The following is a 17,587-nucleotide window of genomic DNA, read 5'->3' as shown; positions in this document are numbered from 1 at the left end:
ATGTGCCGATGGCACGATGCAGTGCTACAGGGCCCGCGTTGTGTTGCACGGCTGCCCGCGCCCCGTGTGCCGCGCGCCGCGCCCCGTTTCCCGTGTCCCGTGTCCCGTGTGGGCGCCAAGACCTCAGGGCAGCGCCCGCACGCGTTGGGCTGGCTACGCAACCACCCACACCTTGCGGACGGTTTGCACGGTGCGCCACGTCCCGGTGTAGCCCGGCTTCATGATGAAACAGTCCCCTGCCCGGAACGTGATCGGTGCGTAGCCGTCTTCGGTGATTTCTGCCTCGCCGGAGAGGATGTAGCAGAACTCCCAGGTCTCGCCCTTGATGGAGCGGTTGGTGCCGGGCGTGGACTCGAACACACCGGCGCGCACGGTGCCTTCCTTGGCGCTGTCCACATCCCAGTTGCGCACGACGATGTCCCCGTCGATCACGCGGTCAGCCGGCGGGCGGTACTCACGGGGCTCGCCCAGGTCGTGCAAGTTGAAGGTGACGAGATGGCGTGTCATGGGAAGACCTTTGTTTTGAGGGGTAGAGGCTGGTGACAAGGGGCGCAGGGGCAGTGGCTGGGATGCCTGTGCAGCTGCGTCAGCGGGTGCCATCCCATGAACGCTCGGTCGGCATCAACAACCGGGCGGCTGGCTGCTGTGCATCGACGCTGTCGCTGGCGGTCTGGATTTGTGGGGTGGTGGGGGAATCCGTGTCGGGCTGCATGGTTGATCTGCCAGGGACGGCCGGGGGCGATGGTAGTGCGGGTTGCGCGGGTAGCGCTCGTGGCACTGGCAGGGCGCCTGGCTCAAGACTCTGTGGACAGGCGGTTGTGCGTGGCAAACCTTCCGATCGCGTAGTGCTCCAGCGGGATGCTGGTCGTGCCGGTGGCCATCAGCTCGGCCATGGTCTCACCCACTCCGGGGCTGATGGCGAAGCCTTCCCCGTTGAAGCCGAACGCATAGTGCAGCCCCGGCACCTTGGCGCTCTGGCCCATCACGGGCTGCCAGTCCGGGGTGTACCCCTCGATGCCGCTCCACACGCGGATCAGCTGCACGTTGCCGAAGGCCGGCACGAAACGTCGCAGCTCGCGCATCTGGCGCAGCACGTTGTCAGGCTTGACGTAGGCGCGCACGTGGTCGGCGTGCGCCGGGCCCTTGAGTCCACCGCCGAAGACAATGTTGCCGCGCGCGATCTGGCGAAAGTACAGCCCCTCATGCTCCACGGGTGACGACAGCCCGATGGACGGCCCGAGGGCATACGGCAGCGGCTCGGTCACGCCCATCTGGGGGCCCCGGGCCTCCAGCGGCACACGTTCGCCAAACTGCTCGGCCATATGGTGGGACCAGGCCCCACAGGCAACCAGCATCTGCGGTGCATGAAAGCGCCTGCCGTCGGCCGTGTGGGCTGTGAAGCCGCGGCCATCGTGCTCCACCTGCAGGACTTCGGCGTGCTCGATGATCTGCGCCCCTGCGCGCTTCGCCGCCCGCGCGAACGCCGGTCCGGCAAGGCGGGGGTTGGCGTGGCCATCTTGCGGGGAGTACGAGCCCGCCACGACCCCTGGCGCAAAGATGCCCCAGCGCCGATGCAATTGCGCCGCGGTGTACAGCTCCAGATCCAGCCCCAGCGGCTTTGCATCGTGCGCGTGCTTTTCCAGTGCGGCGGCCTGCTTTTCGGTGTAGCACACCCGCAGGTGGCCGTAGGGCACGAATTCGGCGTCCTCGCCCAGCAGTTCGCGGATGCGGCCCCACACGGCACGGGCGCGGTTGGCCAGCGGCATCTGGTGCAGCTCGCGCCCCTGGCGACGCACATTGCCAAAGTTGGTGCCGCTGGCCTGCCGGCCTACCAGTTCACGTTCCAACAGCGTCACCGACAGGCCGTGCTGGCGCAGGAAGAAAGCAGTGGTGGCGCCCATCAGGCCCCCACCCAGCACCAGCACGTCGGCCCCGTGGGTCGTGGTGGGGGGCGCGGTCATGGCTGCACCTCGCGCGTGTTCATCATCAGGGGTTTGACCGGGGCTTGCGAGCGCAGGCGGCCCACCTGTTCCACCGGAATGCCGCAGGCCTGCGCCACGATCTCTGCGGCTGCATGCCCGCAAAACCGCCCCTGGCACCGGCCCATGCCCACGCGGCTGAAGGCCTTGGCGCGGTTGAGTTCCTGGCTGTCCAGTTCGGTCACGCAGCGCCGCAATTCACCCACCGTGACGGATTCACAGCGGCACACCACGGCTGTGTCGGGCAGTGCTGCGGCCTGTGCGTGGGGCCATGGAAAGGCGTGCGCCAGGCCCTGTCTAAAGCGGTCCAGGCGTGCCAGCTGGCCGCGCAGTGCAGGCGCCTGCTGGAGGTGCGCGGCCTTACCCGCCGCATGGTGCAGGTCTGCCAGCGCAGCCAGTGCCGCAAGCCGGCCTGCGGCTTCGGCACCGTCTGCACCCAGGATGCGTGTGCCGTCGCCCGCCAGGTACACGCCCCGCGTGCTGCTGCGTCCGTCGGCATCGATGCGGGGCAGCCACTGCCGTGTGATGGGCTCGAAGTAGAAATCGCACCGTGCCAGATCGGCCAATTGTGTCTCGGCGCGCAGATGCCAGCCCAGGCCGACGGCATCGCATTCGAAGCGGCGCTCCAGGCCCCGGTCGGTGCGCACGGTCGCCGCCTGCACGCCCTGCACGCTGTCGCCCTCGATGTTCAAAGGGGTCACGCCCTGCAGCACCGGTACCCCGGCAGCGCGCAAGCTGCGGATGAGGCCCAGGCCCCGGAGGGCCAACAGGGGCCGGGCGAGCATTCCAGACAGCGCTTTCCATGACTTGACGGTCGGCGCGGTGTCAAGCACCGCGGCCACGCGCGCGCCGGCCTGCACATACTGAGAAGCCACCAGGTACAGCAGCGGGCCGCTGCCCAGAAAGACCACCTGCGAACCGATGGCACAGGCTTGTGCCTTCAGCGCGATCTGCGCACCGCCGAGGCTGTAGCAGCCCGCGTGTTGCCAACCGGGCACCGGCATGAGCCGGTCGGTGGCGCCTGGGCACAGCAGCAGGGCGTCGTAGGGCAAGGTGTCGGGCTCGCCCGCGCGCACCATGTGCAACTCGCCGGCGGTCACGTTCCAGGCCAGGGTGTCGGGGCGGTAGTCGATATGCGCGCGCAGGGCGGCAAAGTCTTTGTGCAGGGACTCCGCCTTGGTTGCCTCGGCGCCATACAGCTTGGCGTAGGGGCGTTGGAATCCTTCGGGCTGGCGGCGGTAGATCTGGCCGCCATCGCGCTGGCCTTCGTCCACCACCGTGGGTCGCAGCCCCGCACTCACCACCGCCTGGGCTGCGCGCACGCCTGCGGGGCCCGCACCGACGATAACGATGCGCGGCGCTGCATCTGGTGCCGAGTCAGGGGAAGGGGTAGGCCGCCCAGGCGTACGCGCAGCCAGCGTGCTCATGCAGAACCTCTGGCAGGTTCTGCGGGTGTGGCGGCCGCGCGCTCAACGCCCAATGCGGCCGCAGCGGCGGCGCCATCTGCGGCGTCATCGGCGACTGTCCCGGAAATTGCCCGAGTGTGCCGTGCCAGAGACTCCTGCAGGTCGGGAGTGACCGGCCAGTATTGCGCTGGAGGGCGGGTCAGCACCACCATGCCAGCCTGCACCGGAGTAGAGCATGCACGCAGCCGCTCGCCTGCTGGCGTCCACACCCAGCAGTCCTGGCAGGCCCCCATCAGGCACAAGCCGGCGCGGGGCCCGTTGCCAAACTCGCTGTCGCGCACCCTGCGCCCGTGGCACATCAATGCCACCAGCAGCGTGTCGCCTTCCAAGGCCCAGCAGGGTGCGCCGTCAACAGTGAGCGGGATGGTCGAGCGGTCGGTTTCAGCCAGCCGCACAAAGCGCGCTGGTGGCATGGAGGCTGGGGCGTGCATGCGGGCCATCGGGCGGGTGTGAGGGCGTCAGCGCTGATTGGGGAAGAGCCGCTCGATGGGGCAGTGCGTCTTGATGAACGGCGACTTGATGACGATGTAGCTGAAGTACTTGGCGATGCCGAGGTTGCGCTCCAGCAGGTCTTCGATGATTTCCTGGTAGTGGTTCACCCCGCGGGTGACAAAGCGCAGCAGGTAGTCGTAGCCGCCGCTGACCAGATGGCATTCGAGGACTTCGTCCACTTCGCGCAAGGTCGTTTCAAACCGCGTGAAATCTTCGCGGCGGTGGTCGGCCAGCGTGATTTCGGTGAACACGGTGAGCGTATCGCCCAGCTTTTCCAGCCGCAGATGTGCGCCATAGCCTGCGATGTACCCCGCCTGCTCCAGGCGCTTGACGCGGATGAGGCAAGGGCTGGGCGAGAGGCCCACGGCATCTGCCAGGTCCACATTGGTCATGCGGCCGTTTTTTTGAAGCTGCGCCAGAATGCGCAAATCCAGGCGGTCGATCTTGAAAGCTTCGTTCATCATGGTATGCAAGCGAGGAGAGAGTGCGTCGATTTTGCTCGGCGGCGGGCGGTTGAGGTCAATCTTTGAGGGCGGCGCGCACGTCGGGCGCGGCCAGCACCTCGTCCAATGTGGCGCGCACCCGCTCGAAAAGGAGTGCGAAGTCATCCCGTGTGTAAGTGAGCGCTGGCGCAAACCCCAGGATGTTGTCGCCAAAAGCCCTGAAGACAACGCCTTGGCGGTAGCTGGCGGCGGCGATGCGGTCTGGCAGCCCCAATGCTGGCGCGAAGCCGGTCTTGGTGCGTTTGTCGCTCACCAGCTCAAGGGCTCCCAGCAGGCCGAGATGGCGTGAGTCCCCAACCAGCGGGTGGTCCAGCAACGCGTCGAGCCCGTGGGCGAAGGTGCCGGCCATGCGCCGGCCATTGACCAGAATGCCGCCTTCTTCGTAGAGCCGCAGCACCTCCAGCGCCACGGCGGCGCTGACGGGGTGGGCCGAGTAGGTGGCGCCATGACCGATAGCGGCGCCAGCGGGGGCCGCATCGGCAATAGCGGCATAGACCGTATCCGACATGAGGGTGGCGCCCATGGGTACGTAGCCGGACGTCAGGCCTTTGGCAACGGTCATGAGGTCGGGCTCCGCACCCTCGGCGTCGCACGCGAACATCGGGCCGGTGCGGCCGAATCCGGTGATGACCTCATCGACCACGAAGAGGATGCCCAGTTCGTGCGCGGTATCGCACATGGCCTTGAGCCAGCCTTTGGGCGGCACGATGACCCCGCCGGAGCCCTGGACGGGTTCGCAGAAGAAGGCCGCGACCCGGTCGGCTCCCAGCTCGGCCACCTTGGCGCGCAGCGCAGTCACCGATGCGGCAATGATGGCTGCTCCGTCTTGCGGGTCCGGCGCGCGGTAAGGGTGGGGCGAAGGGATGTAGTGCTGCGTGGCCAGCGGCAGGTCGAACCCCCGGTGGAACACCGGCAGCGCCGTCAGGCCCGCGCCGGTGGACGACGAGCCGTGGTAGCCGCGCTCCAGCGTGATGAAGTGCTTCTTGTCGGGTTTGCCGATGGCGTTGCAGTACTGGACGATGAAACGCACCGCCGCGTCAATGGAATCGGACCCGCCGAGGGTGAAGTAGACATGCTGCAATGGCGCTGGCGTGATCTGCACCAGCTTTTCTGCCAGCCGGATGGCTGGCTCGCTGCTGAAGTGAAAGTAGCCCGTGGCGTAAGGCAGCTTGCGCATCTGGTCGGCGGCCGCTTGCACCACGCTCTCCTGCCCGTAGCCGGCATTCACGCACCACAGGCCGGCAAAGGCGTCCAGCAGGCGATGGCCCTTGGCATCGGTCAGCCAGGCGCCCTGCGCGGAGGACAGGATGGTGGGGCCCCTGTGCTCGTGGGTGCGCCATGCAGCTACCGGGTGGATCAGGTGGGCGCGGTCAATGGCATCCAGGGCGGCGATGTGGGGCAGGGCTTCGGCGTGGGTCATGGCGGCTATCCGTGAAAGCGAGGCACAAAGGGTGGTGGCAAGAGGCCTTTCCATCGACCGCTCATGACGCCAAGGTTACACGTCACTCTTGACAAGGTTGTGCTGCTTTGGTGCGTTTGTGTGCGGCAGGCTGCGGTTGTTTGGGGTTGGACGGCACATCGTTCTGCTGTGGTGCGCCGGGCAGGCCGCAGGCGGGCCATTGCGGACGGGCCGCCTCAGTAGCCGCGGCGTCGGTCCACCCGCCCGGTCATGGGTTGGCCAGCCTGGAATCGGCGCACGTTGTCGATGGTGGCGAGCGCCGCGCTGTGGGCCTGGGTCATGCTGGCGATATGGGGCGTCACCTGGACTTTTGGATGGCGCCACAGCGCATGGGCGCCAGGCAGGGGCTCGGGGTCGGTCACGTCCAGCACCGCCTCGGCCAGCTGGCCGCTGTCCAGCGCCGCGAGCAGATCGTCCGTGGCCAGTTGCGGTCCGCGGCCCGTGTGCACCAAAGACGCACCTCTGGGCAACTGGCGGAAGAGATCGGCGTTCAGAAGTCCTCGCGTGGCGTCCGTCAGCGGCAGCAGGCACACCAGGATGTCGAGGTGCGCGAGACATTGGCTCAAACCACCCGGGCCGGCAAAACAATCCACGCCTGCCAGCGTGTGCCGGGAACGGCTCCACCCCGCACAGGCGAACCCCAGGCCCTGCAACTGCCGCAGAACCGCCTGGCCCAGCGAGCCCAGGCCCAGCACGCCGACACGGCGCTGGTTGGCGGGGCGTACCGGCAGCGGGCGCCATACACCCTGCTGCTGCTGGCGCCGGTATTGGGGCATGTCGCGGTGCAGGTCGAGCACGGCGCGGGTCACGTACTCGACCATCCCTTGGACGATGCCGGGCTCCACCATGCGGACCACGGGCAGATGGGCGGGCAGGGCCTGCAGGTCGAATTGGTCCACCCCGGCGCCGGAAGAAAACAGTACCTCCAGCTGAGGGAACCGTTCGCCGATGCGATCGGGAGGCTCCCACGCCGCCAGAAAGCGCACGTTGGCAGCGGCGCCGATGTCGGGCCAGATGCGAAATTCGATGTCCGGCGCATGCTCGCGGAAAACTTCCGCCCACTGCTGCCCGCGGACGGGGTCTGCCTTGTAGACGAAGGTGGCCAGGGAGGGGGCGGCGGGGCCATTCATGGGCGCCATCCGGTACTGCGGTGTGCGGCGTGGCCGGGTCGGCAAGCGGCAGCCTCGGTCGGCGCAACTTGCTAGCCCACAGCCTGTGTGACCAGGGCGTAGAGCCTGGAGGCACCAGCTGGGTGCTGCAGGGGCTCGCCACGCACCATGGTGGTGGGCGCATCCACCCGCAGCAGGCCGATGCTCTCCAGCCATTCGGTCATGCCGCTGTCGAAGTCCACGTCGATGCGCGTGAAGCGGCCGGCATTCATGCCTGCCAGATGGGCGATCAGCGCCTTGGCGCCCTCTACATCAGGTGCGATCACCGGGCCGATGGCATGGCCGCGGCCGAATCGGCGCAGCATGGCAAAGCCCAGCTGTTCGCCCTCGCAGTCGAGCACCACGCAGGCTTCGGACTGCTTGAGCAGGTCGTCGATCAAGGCGGGGCGCGGCATGCCGCGCGCCTGGGCGTCCAGTCGGTGCAGCGCCTGCGACTCGTTGAGCCCCGCGGGGCGCAGGCGGCAGCCCCGTGCCAGCGCGATCAGCGGCGTCGGCAAAGCCATGCCCTGGTGCTGGCGGACTTCTCCGGTGCGCACAAAGCCCAGCCTTTCATACAGACCACGCCCCTCGGCGGTGGCATGCAGCAGCACGGTACGGCCTTCCAGGTCCTGCAGCAGCGCGCTCATGAGGCGGTGGCCGATGCGGCGGCCCTGGCAGGCAGGGGACACGATGACCAGGCCAATGGTGGCGTGGCCATCGCCCCACAGCCAGCGCAGGGCCGTGGCGACGATGTGCCCGTCGCGCACTGCCACCATGCCCTCTGCGTGCGCGAACGTCTGCTCCCAGTCAGAGGCGCGATGGGGCCAGCGCAGTTCGGCCGACAGGGCATGCGCTGCTGGCAGATCTTCCGGTGTCATGGCGCGCAGCACAACGCCGTCGTCGGCAGTGAAAGTGCCGGGAGGCAGGGTAGTGGGGTGCGTCGAAGACATGAAAATCAACCTCGTGTCAATGGAAATTGGCGCCCATCTTGGACGACATCGCCTTTGTCTACCAGCTTGAATCGAGGTCTGCGCGCAACTTGCAAGCATCATCTGTGTAGCACCAGGGTTTTGCAATTCGCTGCGGCATATTCCACTCTTACGGGCACAAATGCTGGGGCTTACTGCCTAGCATCAGGCAACCGTCCACCGTTGCGGGGTCATCCCCCGCGTTCCCGACCATGCCTGTTTTCGACCCCCATGCCGTCGCTGTTCCCTTCGGCCATTTCATCGATGGCCGGCTTGTTTCCGACGCTCCCCGCCGGACAGTACTGCGTCCCTCCGACGGTCAGACCCACGCCGAACTGCCCGTGGCAGATACGGGCACGGTGGATGCCGCGGTCTCAAGTGCTTCGCGGGCCTGGCGCCATTCGGACTGGGCTCGCCGTGCCCCGCGGGACCGTGCCCGCGTGCTGCGGCGGTGGGCCGACCTGGTGGAGGCCGATGCGCCATTGCTGGCAACAATGGAAGCCGTGTGCTCTACCCGCCCTCTGCGCGATGCCCTGTCGTGGGACGTGCCCTTCACGGCAGAGGGGCTGCGGTTCTTCGCAGAATATGCTGACAAACTGGGTGGCGAGGTGGCCGCAACACGGCATGATCATCTGGGCATGGTGGTGGCCGAGCCCTACGGCGTGGTGGGTGCGATCACACCGTGGAATTTTCCGCTGGTGATGGTGTCCTGGAAGGTGGGGGCGGCGCTGGCAGCAGGCAATGCGGTGGTGCTCAAGCCGTCGGAGTTGACGCCATTTTCTGCGGTGCGGCTCGCGCAACTGGCGGTCGAGGCGGGCGTGCCGCCCGGGCTGTTCAATGTGGTGCAGGGCGACGGGCGTGTCACGGGGGATGCGCTGACGCGCCATCCGTTGATCGCCAAGATGACCTTCACCGGCTCGACACGTACGGGCGCGGCGATCATGGCCACCTGCGCCCTGCAGGGCCCGAAGCCCGTGACCCTGGAGCTGGGCGGCAAAAGTCCGCAACTCGTGTTCAACGATGCGCCAGACCTTGACCGGCTAGCCGGCATCATTGCCGGCGCCATCGCGGGCAATGCGGGCCAGGTCTGCGTGGCGGGCTCGCGGCTCATCGTGCAGCGCGGTATCGGCGAAGCGCTGGTGGAGCGCATCGCAGCGCGGTTTGCCGCGCTGCGGCCCGGCGCCACCTGGGATGCCGACGCCACGCTGCCGCCCATCATCTCGTCGCCACAGGCGGCACGCATCCTCGACATCGTGGAGCGTTCACGCGACGCGGGCGGGCAGATGCGGTGTGGAGGGGGGCTTTTTGACGACGGCCCGGGCGGAGCGTATTTTCAGCCGACCATCATTGAAGGCGTGGCAGCAGATAACCCCGCGGTACGGGAGGAGATCTTCGGCCCGGTGCTCACGGTGCAGACCTTCGATGACGAAGCGGAGGGACTGGCGCTCGCCGGACACGGGCAGTACGGCTTGGCGGCGGGGGTTCATACGGCAGACCTCGGTCGCGCCCTGCGCGCGATGCGCGGTATTTCTGCCGGCACCGTCTGGGTCAACCGGTATGGGCGCAGCGCAGATTTCGTCATTCCGACCGGCGGTTACCACCAATCGGGCATCGGCAAGGACCTGGGGCGCCAGGCGGTGGAAGCCAACCTGCGTTTCAAGAGCGTGTTGATAGATTTTTCTGCGGCTCTGTAGCGGCAGTTCGTGCGTTCTCTCGGTGCGCGGGTGCACGGGGACGGTGCAGACCGCATTGCATGCTGCGGTGGTGCCGTCAAACGGGGCATTCTCGTGCTGTGTGCCCGCATTTCCCTACGAGTCGGTCGAAGCTGCATGCTTCAATTGCTTCACCCCATTTCGTAACGACACTGTCGCAAACCCCGCACAGGCAGGCGTCCCACCCCGGGGCTGTGACCGCAAGACCCCAAGGACACACACCATGACTTTTCGTCCCAAGTACGTGACTTTCGACTGCTACGGCACGCTGACGAGGTTTCGCATGGGCGAAATGACGCGTGAACTGTTCGCCGACCGGATTCCGGCCGAGCGCATGGACCAGTTCATTGCCGACTTCACCGCCTATCGCTTTGACGAAGTGCTGGGTGACTGGCAGCCGTATGAGGTGGTGTTGAAGAATGCGGTGCGCCGGCTGTGCAAGAAGTGGAAGATCCAGTACCTGGACGCTGACGGACAGAAGATTTATGACGCCGTCCCCACCTGGGACGCCCATGCCGACGTCCCCGCAGGCCTGGCCAAGGTGGCCAAAGAGATTCCGCTCGTGATCCTGTCGAATGCATCCGACGATCAGATCCAGAAGAACGTCGCCATGTTGGGCGCGCCGTTCCACCGGGTGTACACCGCCCAGCAGGCCCAGGCCTACAAGCCGCGCCTCAAGGCCTTCGAGTACATGCTGGACTCGCTGGGCTGCAACCCGCAGGATGTGCTGCACGTCTCGTCCAGCCTGCGCTATGACCTCATGTCCGCCGACGACATCGGCATCGTCCACAAGGTGTTCGTCAACCGCGGCCATGGCCCGGGCAACCCCGCGTACCGCTACACCGAGATCCAGGACATCGGCGGACTGCCCAGCGTGGTCGGGCTCTGAGCCATCGCCCCCCGCCACCGAGCTTTTCCATCGCCGCCACGACACCCCGCCTGATATGAAGCTCGACTCCTACTGGAACGACGCCCTGCCCGTGTGGCCGACAGGGACGCGGCGCAGCCTGCCCGCCCAGGTGGATGTGGCCATCGTCGGTGCCGGATTCACGGGCTTGTCCGCAGCGCTGGAGCTGGCCCGCAAGGGGGCCACCGTGGCCGTGCTGGAAGCCGGCCCGACGGTCGCGCCGGAGGCCTCGGGCCGCAACGGAGGGCATGTCAACAACGGGCTGGCCGTCGACTACGCCGATGTTGCGGCGCGCGTGGGCGTGCAGCAGGCCCGGGCCTGGTACCACGCCTACGACGACGCCGTGGACACCGTCGCCAGGCTGGTGCGGGAGGAGTCGATCGACTGCGACTTCCTGCGCCACGGCAAGCTCAAGCTCGCCACGCGGCCCCAGCAGATGGAGGCGCTGCACCGCAGTGCGCAGCGGCTGGCGGACGATGGTGTCGACACCGACGTGGAAGTCCTCAGTGCCGCCAGCGTGCGCAGCGAGGTGCAGAGCGATCGATTCCACGGCGGGCTGCTGTACAAGCGCAGTGCGCAGATGCACATGGGCCGCTTTGCGCTCGGACTGGCGCGCGCCGCCCAGCGCAGGGGCGCCGAAATCCATACCGGCGCGCTGGTGGACCGGCTGGAGCGGGTGCAGGGGCGCACGCACAAGCTGCACACGGCCCACGGTGTGGTCAAGGCTGGTCAGGTGCTGCTGGCCACGGGCGCATCGCGCCACGGGGGCTACGGCAGCTTCGGCTGGCTGCGGCGGCGCATCGTTCCCATCGGTAGCTTCATCGTGGTGACCGAGCCCCTGGGTGCCGACCGCGCCAACGCACTGCTCGCCGCACGCCGCACCTACACGACCATTGCCAACATCCACCATTACTTCCGTCTCACCGCGGACCACCGGCTGGTCTTCGGAGGGCGCGCCCGCTTTGCGGTGTCGAGCCCTCAGTCGGACGCCGCCAGCGGCGAGATCCTGCGGGCCGGGCTGGCCGAAACCTTTCCCAAGCTGGGGCCTGTGGGGATCGACTATTGCTGGGGTGGCCTGGTGGACATGACGCGGGACCGTCTGCCCCACGCGGGTGAGCGCGACGGCCTGTTCTATTCCATGGGCTACAGCGGCCACGGCACCCAGATGTCCGTGCACATGGGCCAGTGCATGGCCGCTGTGATGGCCGGCAATGCCAGTGCCAATCCGTGGCAGGGCCGGGATTGGCCGGCCATTGCCGGCCACTTCGGCCCGCCGTGGTTTCTGCCGGCCGTGGGCCTGTACTACCGTCTGAAAGACCGGCTGACCTGAGGCCCAGGGCGACCTGCCAGCGACGAAGCTTTCCATTCGATCAACTCCCCCCGTGCTTTTCAACCAGGAGCTGCACCATGAGCGACAACCATCCACTGTTCGAGCAATTAGTCGGTTCCCGTGACAGCCTCCGCGTGATGAACGCGCTGCGACGCGGCGCCTCGCGCCGCGATGTGCTGACCATGCTGGCGGCGTGCGGCATGCAAGCCACGGTGGCCGGCAGCGTCGCCGGGCTGGCCATGACGGCGCACGCGCAGACACCCAGGCGCGGTGGTCGCATCCGTGTGGCCGGGGCGACGGCGGCGGCCACCGACACCCTGGACCCCGCCAAGCAGTCGAACCAGACCGACTACTCGCGCGGGACCATGCTGTACAACGGGCTCACGGCGCTGGATGGCTCGCTCACGCCCCAGCCCGCCCTGGCCGAGTCCTTTGCCTCGCAGGACGCCAAGACCTGGGTTTTCGCCCTGCGCAAGGGCGTGGTGTTCCACGATGGCAAGGCGCTGACGCCGGCCGACGTGGTGTTCTCCATCCAGCGCCACAAGGACCCGGCCACGGCCTCCAAGGCCAAGGTGCTGGCAGAGCAGATCGAGACGGTGCGCGCTAGCGGACCGAAGGAAGTCACCATCGTGCTGTCGGCGCCGAATTCGGACCTGCCGGTCATCCTGGGGACCTTCCATTTCCACATCGTCAAGGACGGCACGACCGACTTCAATGCGGGCATCGGCACCGGCCCCTACAAGCTCAAGGAGTTCAAGCCGGGGGTGCGCTCCCTGGTGGTGCGCAACGATGCGTACTGGAAGCCCGGCAAGCCCTACCTCGACGAGATCGAGTTCGTGGGCATCAGCGACGAGAGTGCGCGGGTCAATGCGCTGCTGTCGGGCGGCATGGACCTGGTGGCCTCGATCAACCCGCGGGCGGTGGCGCGCGTGAGCGGCACGCCCGGCTACGCCGTCTTCATCACCCAGTCGGGCCAGTACTCCGACCTCATCATGCGCAAGGATGTGGGGCCGGGCATGAGCCCCGACTTCGCGCTCGGCATGAAATACCTGTTCGACCGCGAGCAGATGAAGAAGACGATCGCGCTGGACTACGCGGTGCTGGGCAACGACCAGCCCATCGACCCCACCAACCGCTTTCACTTCAAAGGCCTGCCGCAGCGCGCGTACGACCTGGACAAGGCCAAGTTCCACCTGCAGAAGTCCGGCGTGACGGGCAAGATCCCGGTGGTGGTGTCCCCTGCTGCCATGTATTCGGTCGAAATCGCGCTGCTGCTGCAGCAGTCGGCCCAGCGCGTCGGGCTCGACCTCGACATCAAGCGCATGCCGGCGGACGGCTACTGGTCCAACCACTGGCTCAACAGCCCGGTCGGGTTCGGCAACGTCAACCCCCGTCCGAGTGCCGACACCATCCTCACTCAGTTCTTCAAGTCGGATGCGGCCTGGAACGAATCGCGCTGGAAGAGCGCGCAGTTCGACCAGCTGCTGCTCGCATCGCGCGCCGAAACCGATCTGGCCAGGCGCAAGCAGATGTATGCCGACATGCAGACCATGATCCATGGCGAGGCGGGCATCGGCATTCCCCTGTTCCTGGCCAGCATCGACGGGCATTCCAGCAAGCTCAAGGGTTTGTCGCCGATTCCCTTGGGCGGGCTGATGGGCTACTCTTTCGCCGAGCACGTCTGGCTCGACGCCTGAGGCGCCGCGCCCGGCAATCGTCATCCCAGCCTTCGCATGAACCATGTGATCCTTTCGCTGTTGGCCAAGCGCCTGCTGCTCGCGATCCTGTCGCTGCTGGCGGTGTCGGTCATCGTGTTCGCGATCACGGCGGTGCTGCCGGGCGATGCCGCGCAGGAGCAGCTCGGTCAGGACGCCACGCCCGACGCACTGGCCGCGCTGCGCGCCCAGATGGGCCTTGATGTGCCCGCGCCCGCGCGCTACCTGCGTTGGCTGTGGGGCGTGGTACGCGGCGACCTGGGGCAATCGGCCACCACCCAGATGCCCGTGGGCGACCTGGTGGCCAGCAGGCTGCCCAACTCGCTGCTGCTCGCGGCAGTGACCGCACTTTTTTCCGTGCCGATCGCGCTGGCGCTGGGCATTGCATCGGCCGTGTGGCGGGGGTCCTGGCTGGACCGGATTGCCTCCAACCTGTCCGTGGCGGTGGTGTCGGTGCCTGAGTTTCTGGTGGCCACGCTGGCGGTGCTGGTGTTTGCCGTGCAGCTGCGCTGGCTGCCCGCCCTGTCGTACGTGAACGATATCGAATCCGTGGGGCAGTTGCTGCGCGCTTTTGCCATGCCGGTGCTCAGCCTGTGCTGCGTGATCGTGGCCATGATGATGCGCATGACCCGCGCGGCCGTCATCGACCAACTGCAGGCGCCCTACATCGAGATGGTGCGGCTCAAGGGCGCATCGTCGCTGCGCATGGTGATGGTCCACGCGCTGCCCAACGCGGTGGGCCCGATCGCCAATGCGGTGGCGCTGTCGCTGTCGTACCTGCTGGGCGGCGTCATCGTGATCGAGACCATTTTCAACTACCCGGGCATTGCCAAGCTGATGGTCGATGGCGTGACCCAGCGCGACATGCCGCTGGTGCAGACCTGCTCCATGATCTTCTGCACCGGCTACCTGCTGCTGGTCACGCTGGCCGATGTGTGCGGCATCGTCGCCAACCCGCGCTTGCGCCACCGCTGAAACCTGTCGAGCGAGGATCGCACCATGCAGACCTGTCCCCCCGCCGCCACGCCCGAGGCCACCGCCGACCGCCACCGCAACGGGCTGCTGCGCCGGCTGGGCAGCTTCGGCTGGGCGGGCTCGCTGGGGCTGCTGCTCCTGCTGTTCTGGCTGGTGGCCGCGCTGGCGGGCCCCTGGCTGCTGCCGCGCCATCTGGTGGACCTGCAGGCGTCGGTGGTGTACGGCCCCATCAACGCGACCCACTGGCTGGGCACCGACTACCTGGGCCGGGATATGCTCGTGCGCGTGGTGCAGGGGGCCCGCTACACCGTGGGTGTGGCGCTGGTCGCCACGCTGCTGGCCAGCGCCACGGGCACAGTGCTGGCCTTGTTCGCAGCTGCCAGCGGTACGGTAGTGGACAGCGTGCTCAGCCGCCTGCTCGATACGCTCACGTCCATCCCCAGCAAGATGTTCGCGCTGGTGCTGGTGGCCGGGTTCGGGTCCTCGGTCGGGATGCTGGTGTTCACGGCTGCGCTCATCTACGTGCCGGGCGCCTACCGCATCGCGCGGTCGCTGGCCGTCAACATCAATGAGCTCGACTATGTCACCGTGGCCCGCGCGCGGGGCGAGGGCACGCTCTACATCATGCTGCGCGAGATACTGCCCAACATCCTGGGCCCCATGCTGGCCGACCTGGGGCTGCGCTTCGTCTATGTGGTGCTGCTGCTGGCCAGCCTGAGCTTTCTGGGGCTGGGCATTCAGCCGCCCGCCGCCGACTGGGGCTCGCTGGTGCGGGAGAACATCGGCGCCCTGCCAGATGCGGGCGCGTCGGTGATCGCGCCGGCGCTGGCCATCGCCAGCCTGACCATCGCCGTCAACCTGGTGATCGACAACCTGCCCGGCCGGTCTGCCCGTTCGCGGGGAAGGTGCTGACATGGGCGCTTCTGTAGTGGTCAAGGACCTGCACATCACCGCCGGTGGCCAGACGCTGGTGGACCGGCTCAGCTTTGCCATCGAGCCGGGCGAGGTGCTGGCGCTGATCGGCGAGTCCGGCTCGGGCAAGACCACCACGGCGCTCGCCTTGATGGGCTATGCCCGGTACGGCTGCACCATCGCGGGGGGCAGCGTGCACATCGGCGATACCGATGTGCTCCACCTGTCGCCTGCAGGCCAAAGGGCGCTGCGAGGGCGCACCGTGTCGTACATCGCGCAGAGCGCCGCGGCGTCGTTCAACCCGTCGCGCACCATTCTCGACCAGGTGGTGGAGCCCACCCGCATCCACGGCACCCTGCGCCGCGGCGAGGCCGAAGCCAAGGCCGTGCAGCTTTTCAAGGAGCTGGCCCTGCCGAGCCCTGACACCATAGGCCAGCGCTATCCGCACCAGGTTTCGGGCGGCCAGCTGCAGCGCCTGATGGCCGCCATGGCACTCATCACCGACCCTGAGGTGGTCATCCTGGACGAGCCCACCACCGCGCTGGATGTGACCACCCAGATCGAGGTGCTGCGCGCGTTTCGCCGTGTGGTGCGGGAGCGGCGGACCACCGCGGTCTACGTGAGCCACGACCTGGCCGTGGTGGCGCAAATGGCCGACCACATCCTGGTGCTGCGCGGCGGGCAGACGCAGGAGGTGAACACCACGGCGCGCATCCTGCAGTCACCTGCGCACGCGTACACGCAAAGCCTGCTGGCGGCCGCCCGGCCCGCACCCCGCGTGGCCGGGCACTGCAAGGGCGAGGGCGAACTGCTGCTCGATGTGCGGTGCCTGTCGGCCGGCTACGGCCCGCTGGATACACAAGGCCAGCCCGCCACGCTGGTGCTCAAGGACATCAGCTTCCAGCTGCACCGGGGCCAGGCCATCGGCGTGATCGGCGAGTCCGGCTCGGGCAAGACCACGCTCGCCCGTGCCATCGCAGGGCTGATGGCACCGTGCCGGGGAAGCGTGCTGTTCCACCAGCGCGAGCTCCAGCCCGAATTGCGCCAGCGCAGCAAGGACGAACTGCGGCGCATCCAGATCGTGTTCCAGATGGCCGACACCGCCCTGAACCCGTCGCAGACCATCGAGCGCATCCTGGCGCGCCCGCTGCAGTTCTACCAAGGCTTGCACGGCGATGCGCTCAAGCACCGCATCCATGAGCTGCTCGACCTGGTGCGCCTGCCGCATTCGGTGGCGCAGCGTTTGCCGGGCGGGCTGTCGGGCGGCCAGAAGCAGCGGGTCAACCTGGCGCGCGCCCTGGCCGCCGAGCCCGATTTGATCCTGTGCGACGAGGTGACGTCGGCGCTGGACACGGTGGTGGGGGCTGCCGTGCTGGACCTGATGGCCGACCTGCGGCGCGAGCTGGGGGTGTCCTATCTGTTCATCAGCCACGACCTGCACACGGTGCGCGCCGTGTGCGACGAGATCATCGTGATGCAGCACGGCTGCAAGCTGGACCAGGTGGCCCGTGCCGACTTCGACCGACGGCCGCACCACCCCTACTTCGAGCTGCTCGCGCGGTCGGTGCCAGAGCTGCGCCAGGGATGGCTGGACGAGCAGGATGCCGCACGCGGCGCGGCGGTGGCCCCTGGCTGACAGCCCCGGGGGTTGGCGCAGGGCCGCGAATGCCGGCGTCCGGCGATCGCCCGCGTGCTCCTGTTTTTATAGCTGTTCGCGCTCTATACACCAGCGGCAGGGGCCAATTTCATTCCAATGGGTGATCTGGTGACCGTCCCGGGATGCCGGCAATGGCTCGTTCCAGACCTTCCACCCGCTTGCCCCGACCGCACGGCGGCCCAACCTAAGTGGGCTCTATCGGGGGTGGCGTGCGCCATTCTGGCGAGGTCGTGCAGTTCGGTGGCGCCAACGATCGGGCTGTCGATGCGAGGGGCGGTATTGGCCGGCTGGAGGACTCGACCCTCTGCAGGCGCGCTACGTTTCGAGCCCGACAGCCCGACAGCCCGACAGCCCGACAGCCCGA

The 17,587-nt window shown here is 67.6% G+C and carries 14 protein-coding genes and 1 pseudogene; 7 read left to right on the top strand and 8 right to left on the bottom strand.

Annotation, left to right across the window (positions count from 1 at the left end; translation table 11 throughout):
- Positions 1-153: 153 nt before the first annotated feature.
- The 8 genes and pseudogenes from ASG27_RS17805 to ASG27_RS17775 form a co-directional block, all read right to left on the bottom strand.
- Positions 154-507: a cupin domain-containing protein gene (locus ASG27_RS17805; protein WP_056419067.1), complete on the bottom strand. Its 354-nt coding sequence runs from the start codon at positions 505-507 to the stop codon at positions 154-156.
- A gap of 287 nt (positions 508-794) precedes the next feature.
- The gene (locus tag ASG27_RS17800) at positions 795-1,961 is read right to left on the bottom strand and encodes an NAD(P)/FAD-dependent oxidoreductase (RefSeq protein ID WP_056419064.1); all 1,167 of its coding nucleotides are present in this window, start codon (positions 1,959-1,961) and stop codon (positions 795-797) included.
- A complete protein-coding gene (locus ASG27_RS17795) occupies positions 1,958-3,406 on the bottom strand; it encodes an FAD/NAD(P)-dependent oxidoreductase (protein WP_082486035.1) in 1,449 nt (482 codons plus the stop codon). The genes ASG27_RS17800 and ASG27_RS17795 overlap by 4 nt, the downstream gene beginning before the upstream one ends.
- Positions 3,407-3,522: 116 nt before the next feature.
- Positions 3,523-3,876, bottom strand: a pseudogene (locus tag ASG27_RS26050) ((2Fe-2S)-binding protein); the annotation flags it as partial.
- A gap of 27 nt (positions 3,877-3,903) precedes the next feature.
- Positions 3,904-4,398, bottom strand: coding sequence for an Lrp/AsnC family transcriptional regulator (locus ASG27_RS17790; RefSeq protein ID WP_056419236.1), 495 nt, complete (start codon positions 4,396-4,398; stop codon positions 3,904-3,906).
- A gap of 58 nt (positions 4,399-4,456) precedes the next feature.
- Positions 4,457-5,860 carry an aminotransferase class III-fold pyridoxal phosphate-dependent enzyme gene (locus tag ASG27_RS17785; protein ID WP_056419061.1) on the bottom strand — a complete coding sequence of 468 codons (1,404 nt, stop codon included), beginning with the start codon at positions 5,858-5,860 and terminating at the stop codon, positions 4,457-4,459.
- 215 nt (positions 5,861-6,075) lie between these two features.
- Complete coding sequence (locus ASG27_RS17780; protein WP_056419233.1) at positions 6,076-7,029, bottom strand: 2-hydroxyacid dehydrogenase; 954 nt, start codon at positions 7,027-7,029, stop codon at positions 6,076-6,078.
- A gap of 71 nt (positions 7,030-7,100) precedes the next feature.
- Positions 7,101-7,997, bottom strand: a complete 897-nt coding sequence (locus ASG27_RS17775) for a GNAT family N-acetyltransferase (RefSeq protein ID WP_056419059.1) — start codon at positions 7,995-7,997, stop codon at positions 7,101-7,103.
- Positions 7,998-8,227: 230 nt separating this feature from the next.
- Between ASG27_RS17775 and ASG27_RS17770 the strand changes: the two genes are divergently transcribed.
- From ASG27_RS17770 to ASG27_RS17740, 7 genes are all read left to right on the top strand, one after another.
- Positions 8,228-9,709: an aldehyde dehydrogenase family protein gene (locus tag ASG27_RS17770; RefSeq protein ID WP_056419056.1), complete on the top strand. Its 1,482-nt coding sequence runs from the start codon at positions 8,228-8,230 to the stop codon at positions 9,707-9,709.
- 241 nt (positions 9,710-9,950) lie between these two features.
- Positions 9,951-10,616, top strand: a complete 666-nt coding sequence (locus tag ASG27_RS17765) for a haloacid dehalogenase type II (RefSeq protein WP_056419054.1) — start codon at positions 9,951-9,953, stop codon at positions 10,614-10,616.
- Positions 10,617-10,671: 55 nt separating this feature from the next.
- The gene (locus ASG27_RS17760) at positions 10,672-11,964 is read left to right on the top strand and encodes an NAD(P)/FAD-dependent oxidoreductase (protein WP_056419052.1); all 1,293 of its coding nucleotides are present in this window, start codon (positions 10,672-10,674) and stop codon (positions 11,962-11,964) included.
- Positions 11,965-12,041: 77 nt separating this feature from the next.
- Positions 12,042-13,661, top strand: coding sequence for an ABC transporter substrate-binding protein (locus ASG27_RS17755; protein WP_056419049.1), 1,620 nt, complete (start codon positions 12,042-12,044; stop codon positions 13,659-13,661).
- A 36-nt stretch (positions 13,662-13,697) separates the two neighbouring features.
- A complete protein-coding gene (locus ASG27_RS17750; RefSeq protein WP_056419047.1) occupies positions 13,698-14,654 on the top strand; it encodes an ABC transporter permease in 957 nt (318 codons plus the stop codon).
- 24 nt (positions 14,655-14,678) lie between these two features.
- Positions 14,679-15,566 (top strand): ABC transporter permease, encoded by an 888-nt coding sequence (locus ASG27_RS17745; protein ID WP_056419045.1) that lies wholly within the window; start codon positions 14,679-14,681, stop codon positions 15,564-15,566.
- 1 nt (position 15,567) lies between these two features.
- On the top strand, positions 15,568-17,202 hold the full coding sequence (locus ASG27_RS17740) for an ABC transporter ATP-binding protein (protein WP_056419043.1): 1,635 nt from the start codon (positions 15,568-15,570) through the stop codon (positions 17,200-17,202).
- The last annotated feature ends 385 nt before the right edge of the window (positions 17,203-17,587 follow it).

It is taken from the genome of Acidovorax sp. Leaf191 (assembly GCF_001424425.1).
Classification (GTDB): Bacteria; Pseudomonadota; Gammaproteobacteria; order Burkholderiales; family Burkholderiaceae_C; genus Acidovorax.
This window is presented reverse-complemented; position numbering and strand designations above follow the sequence as displayed.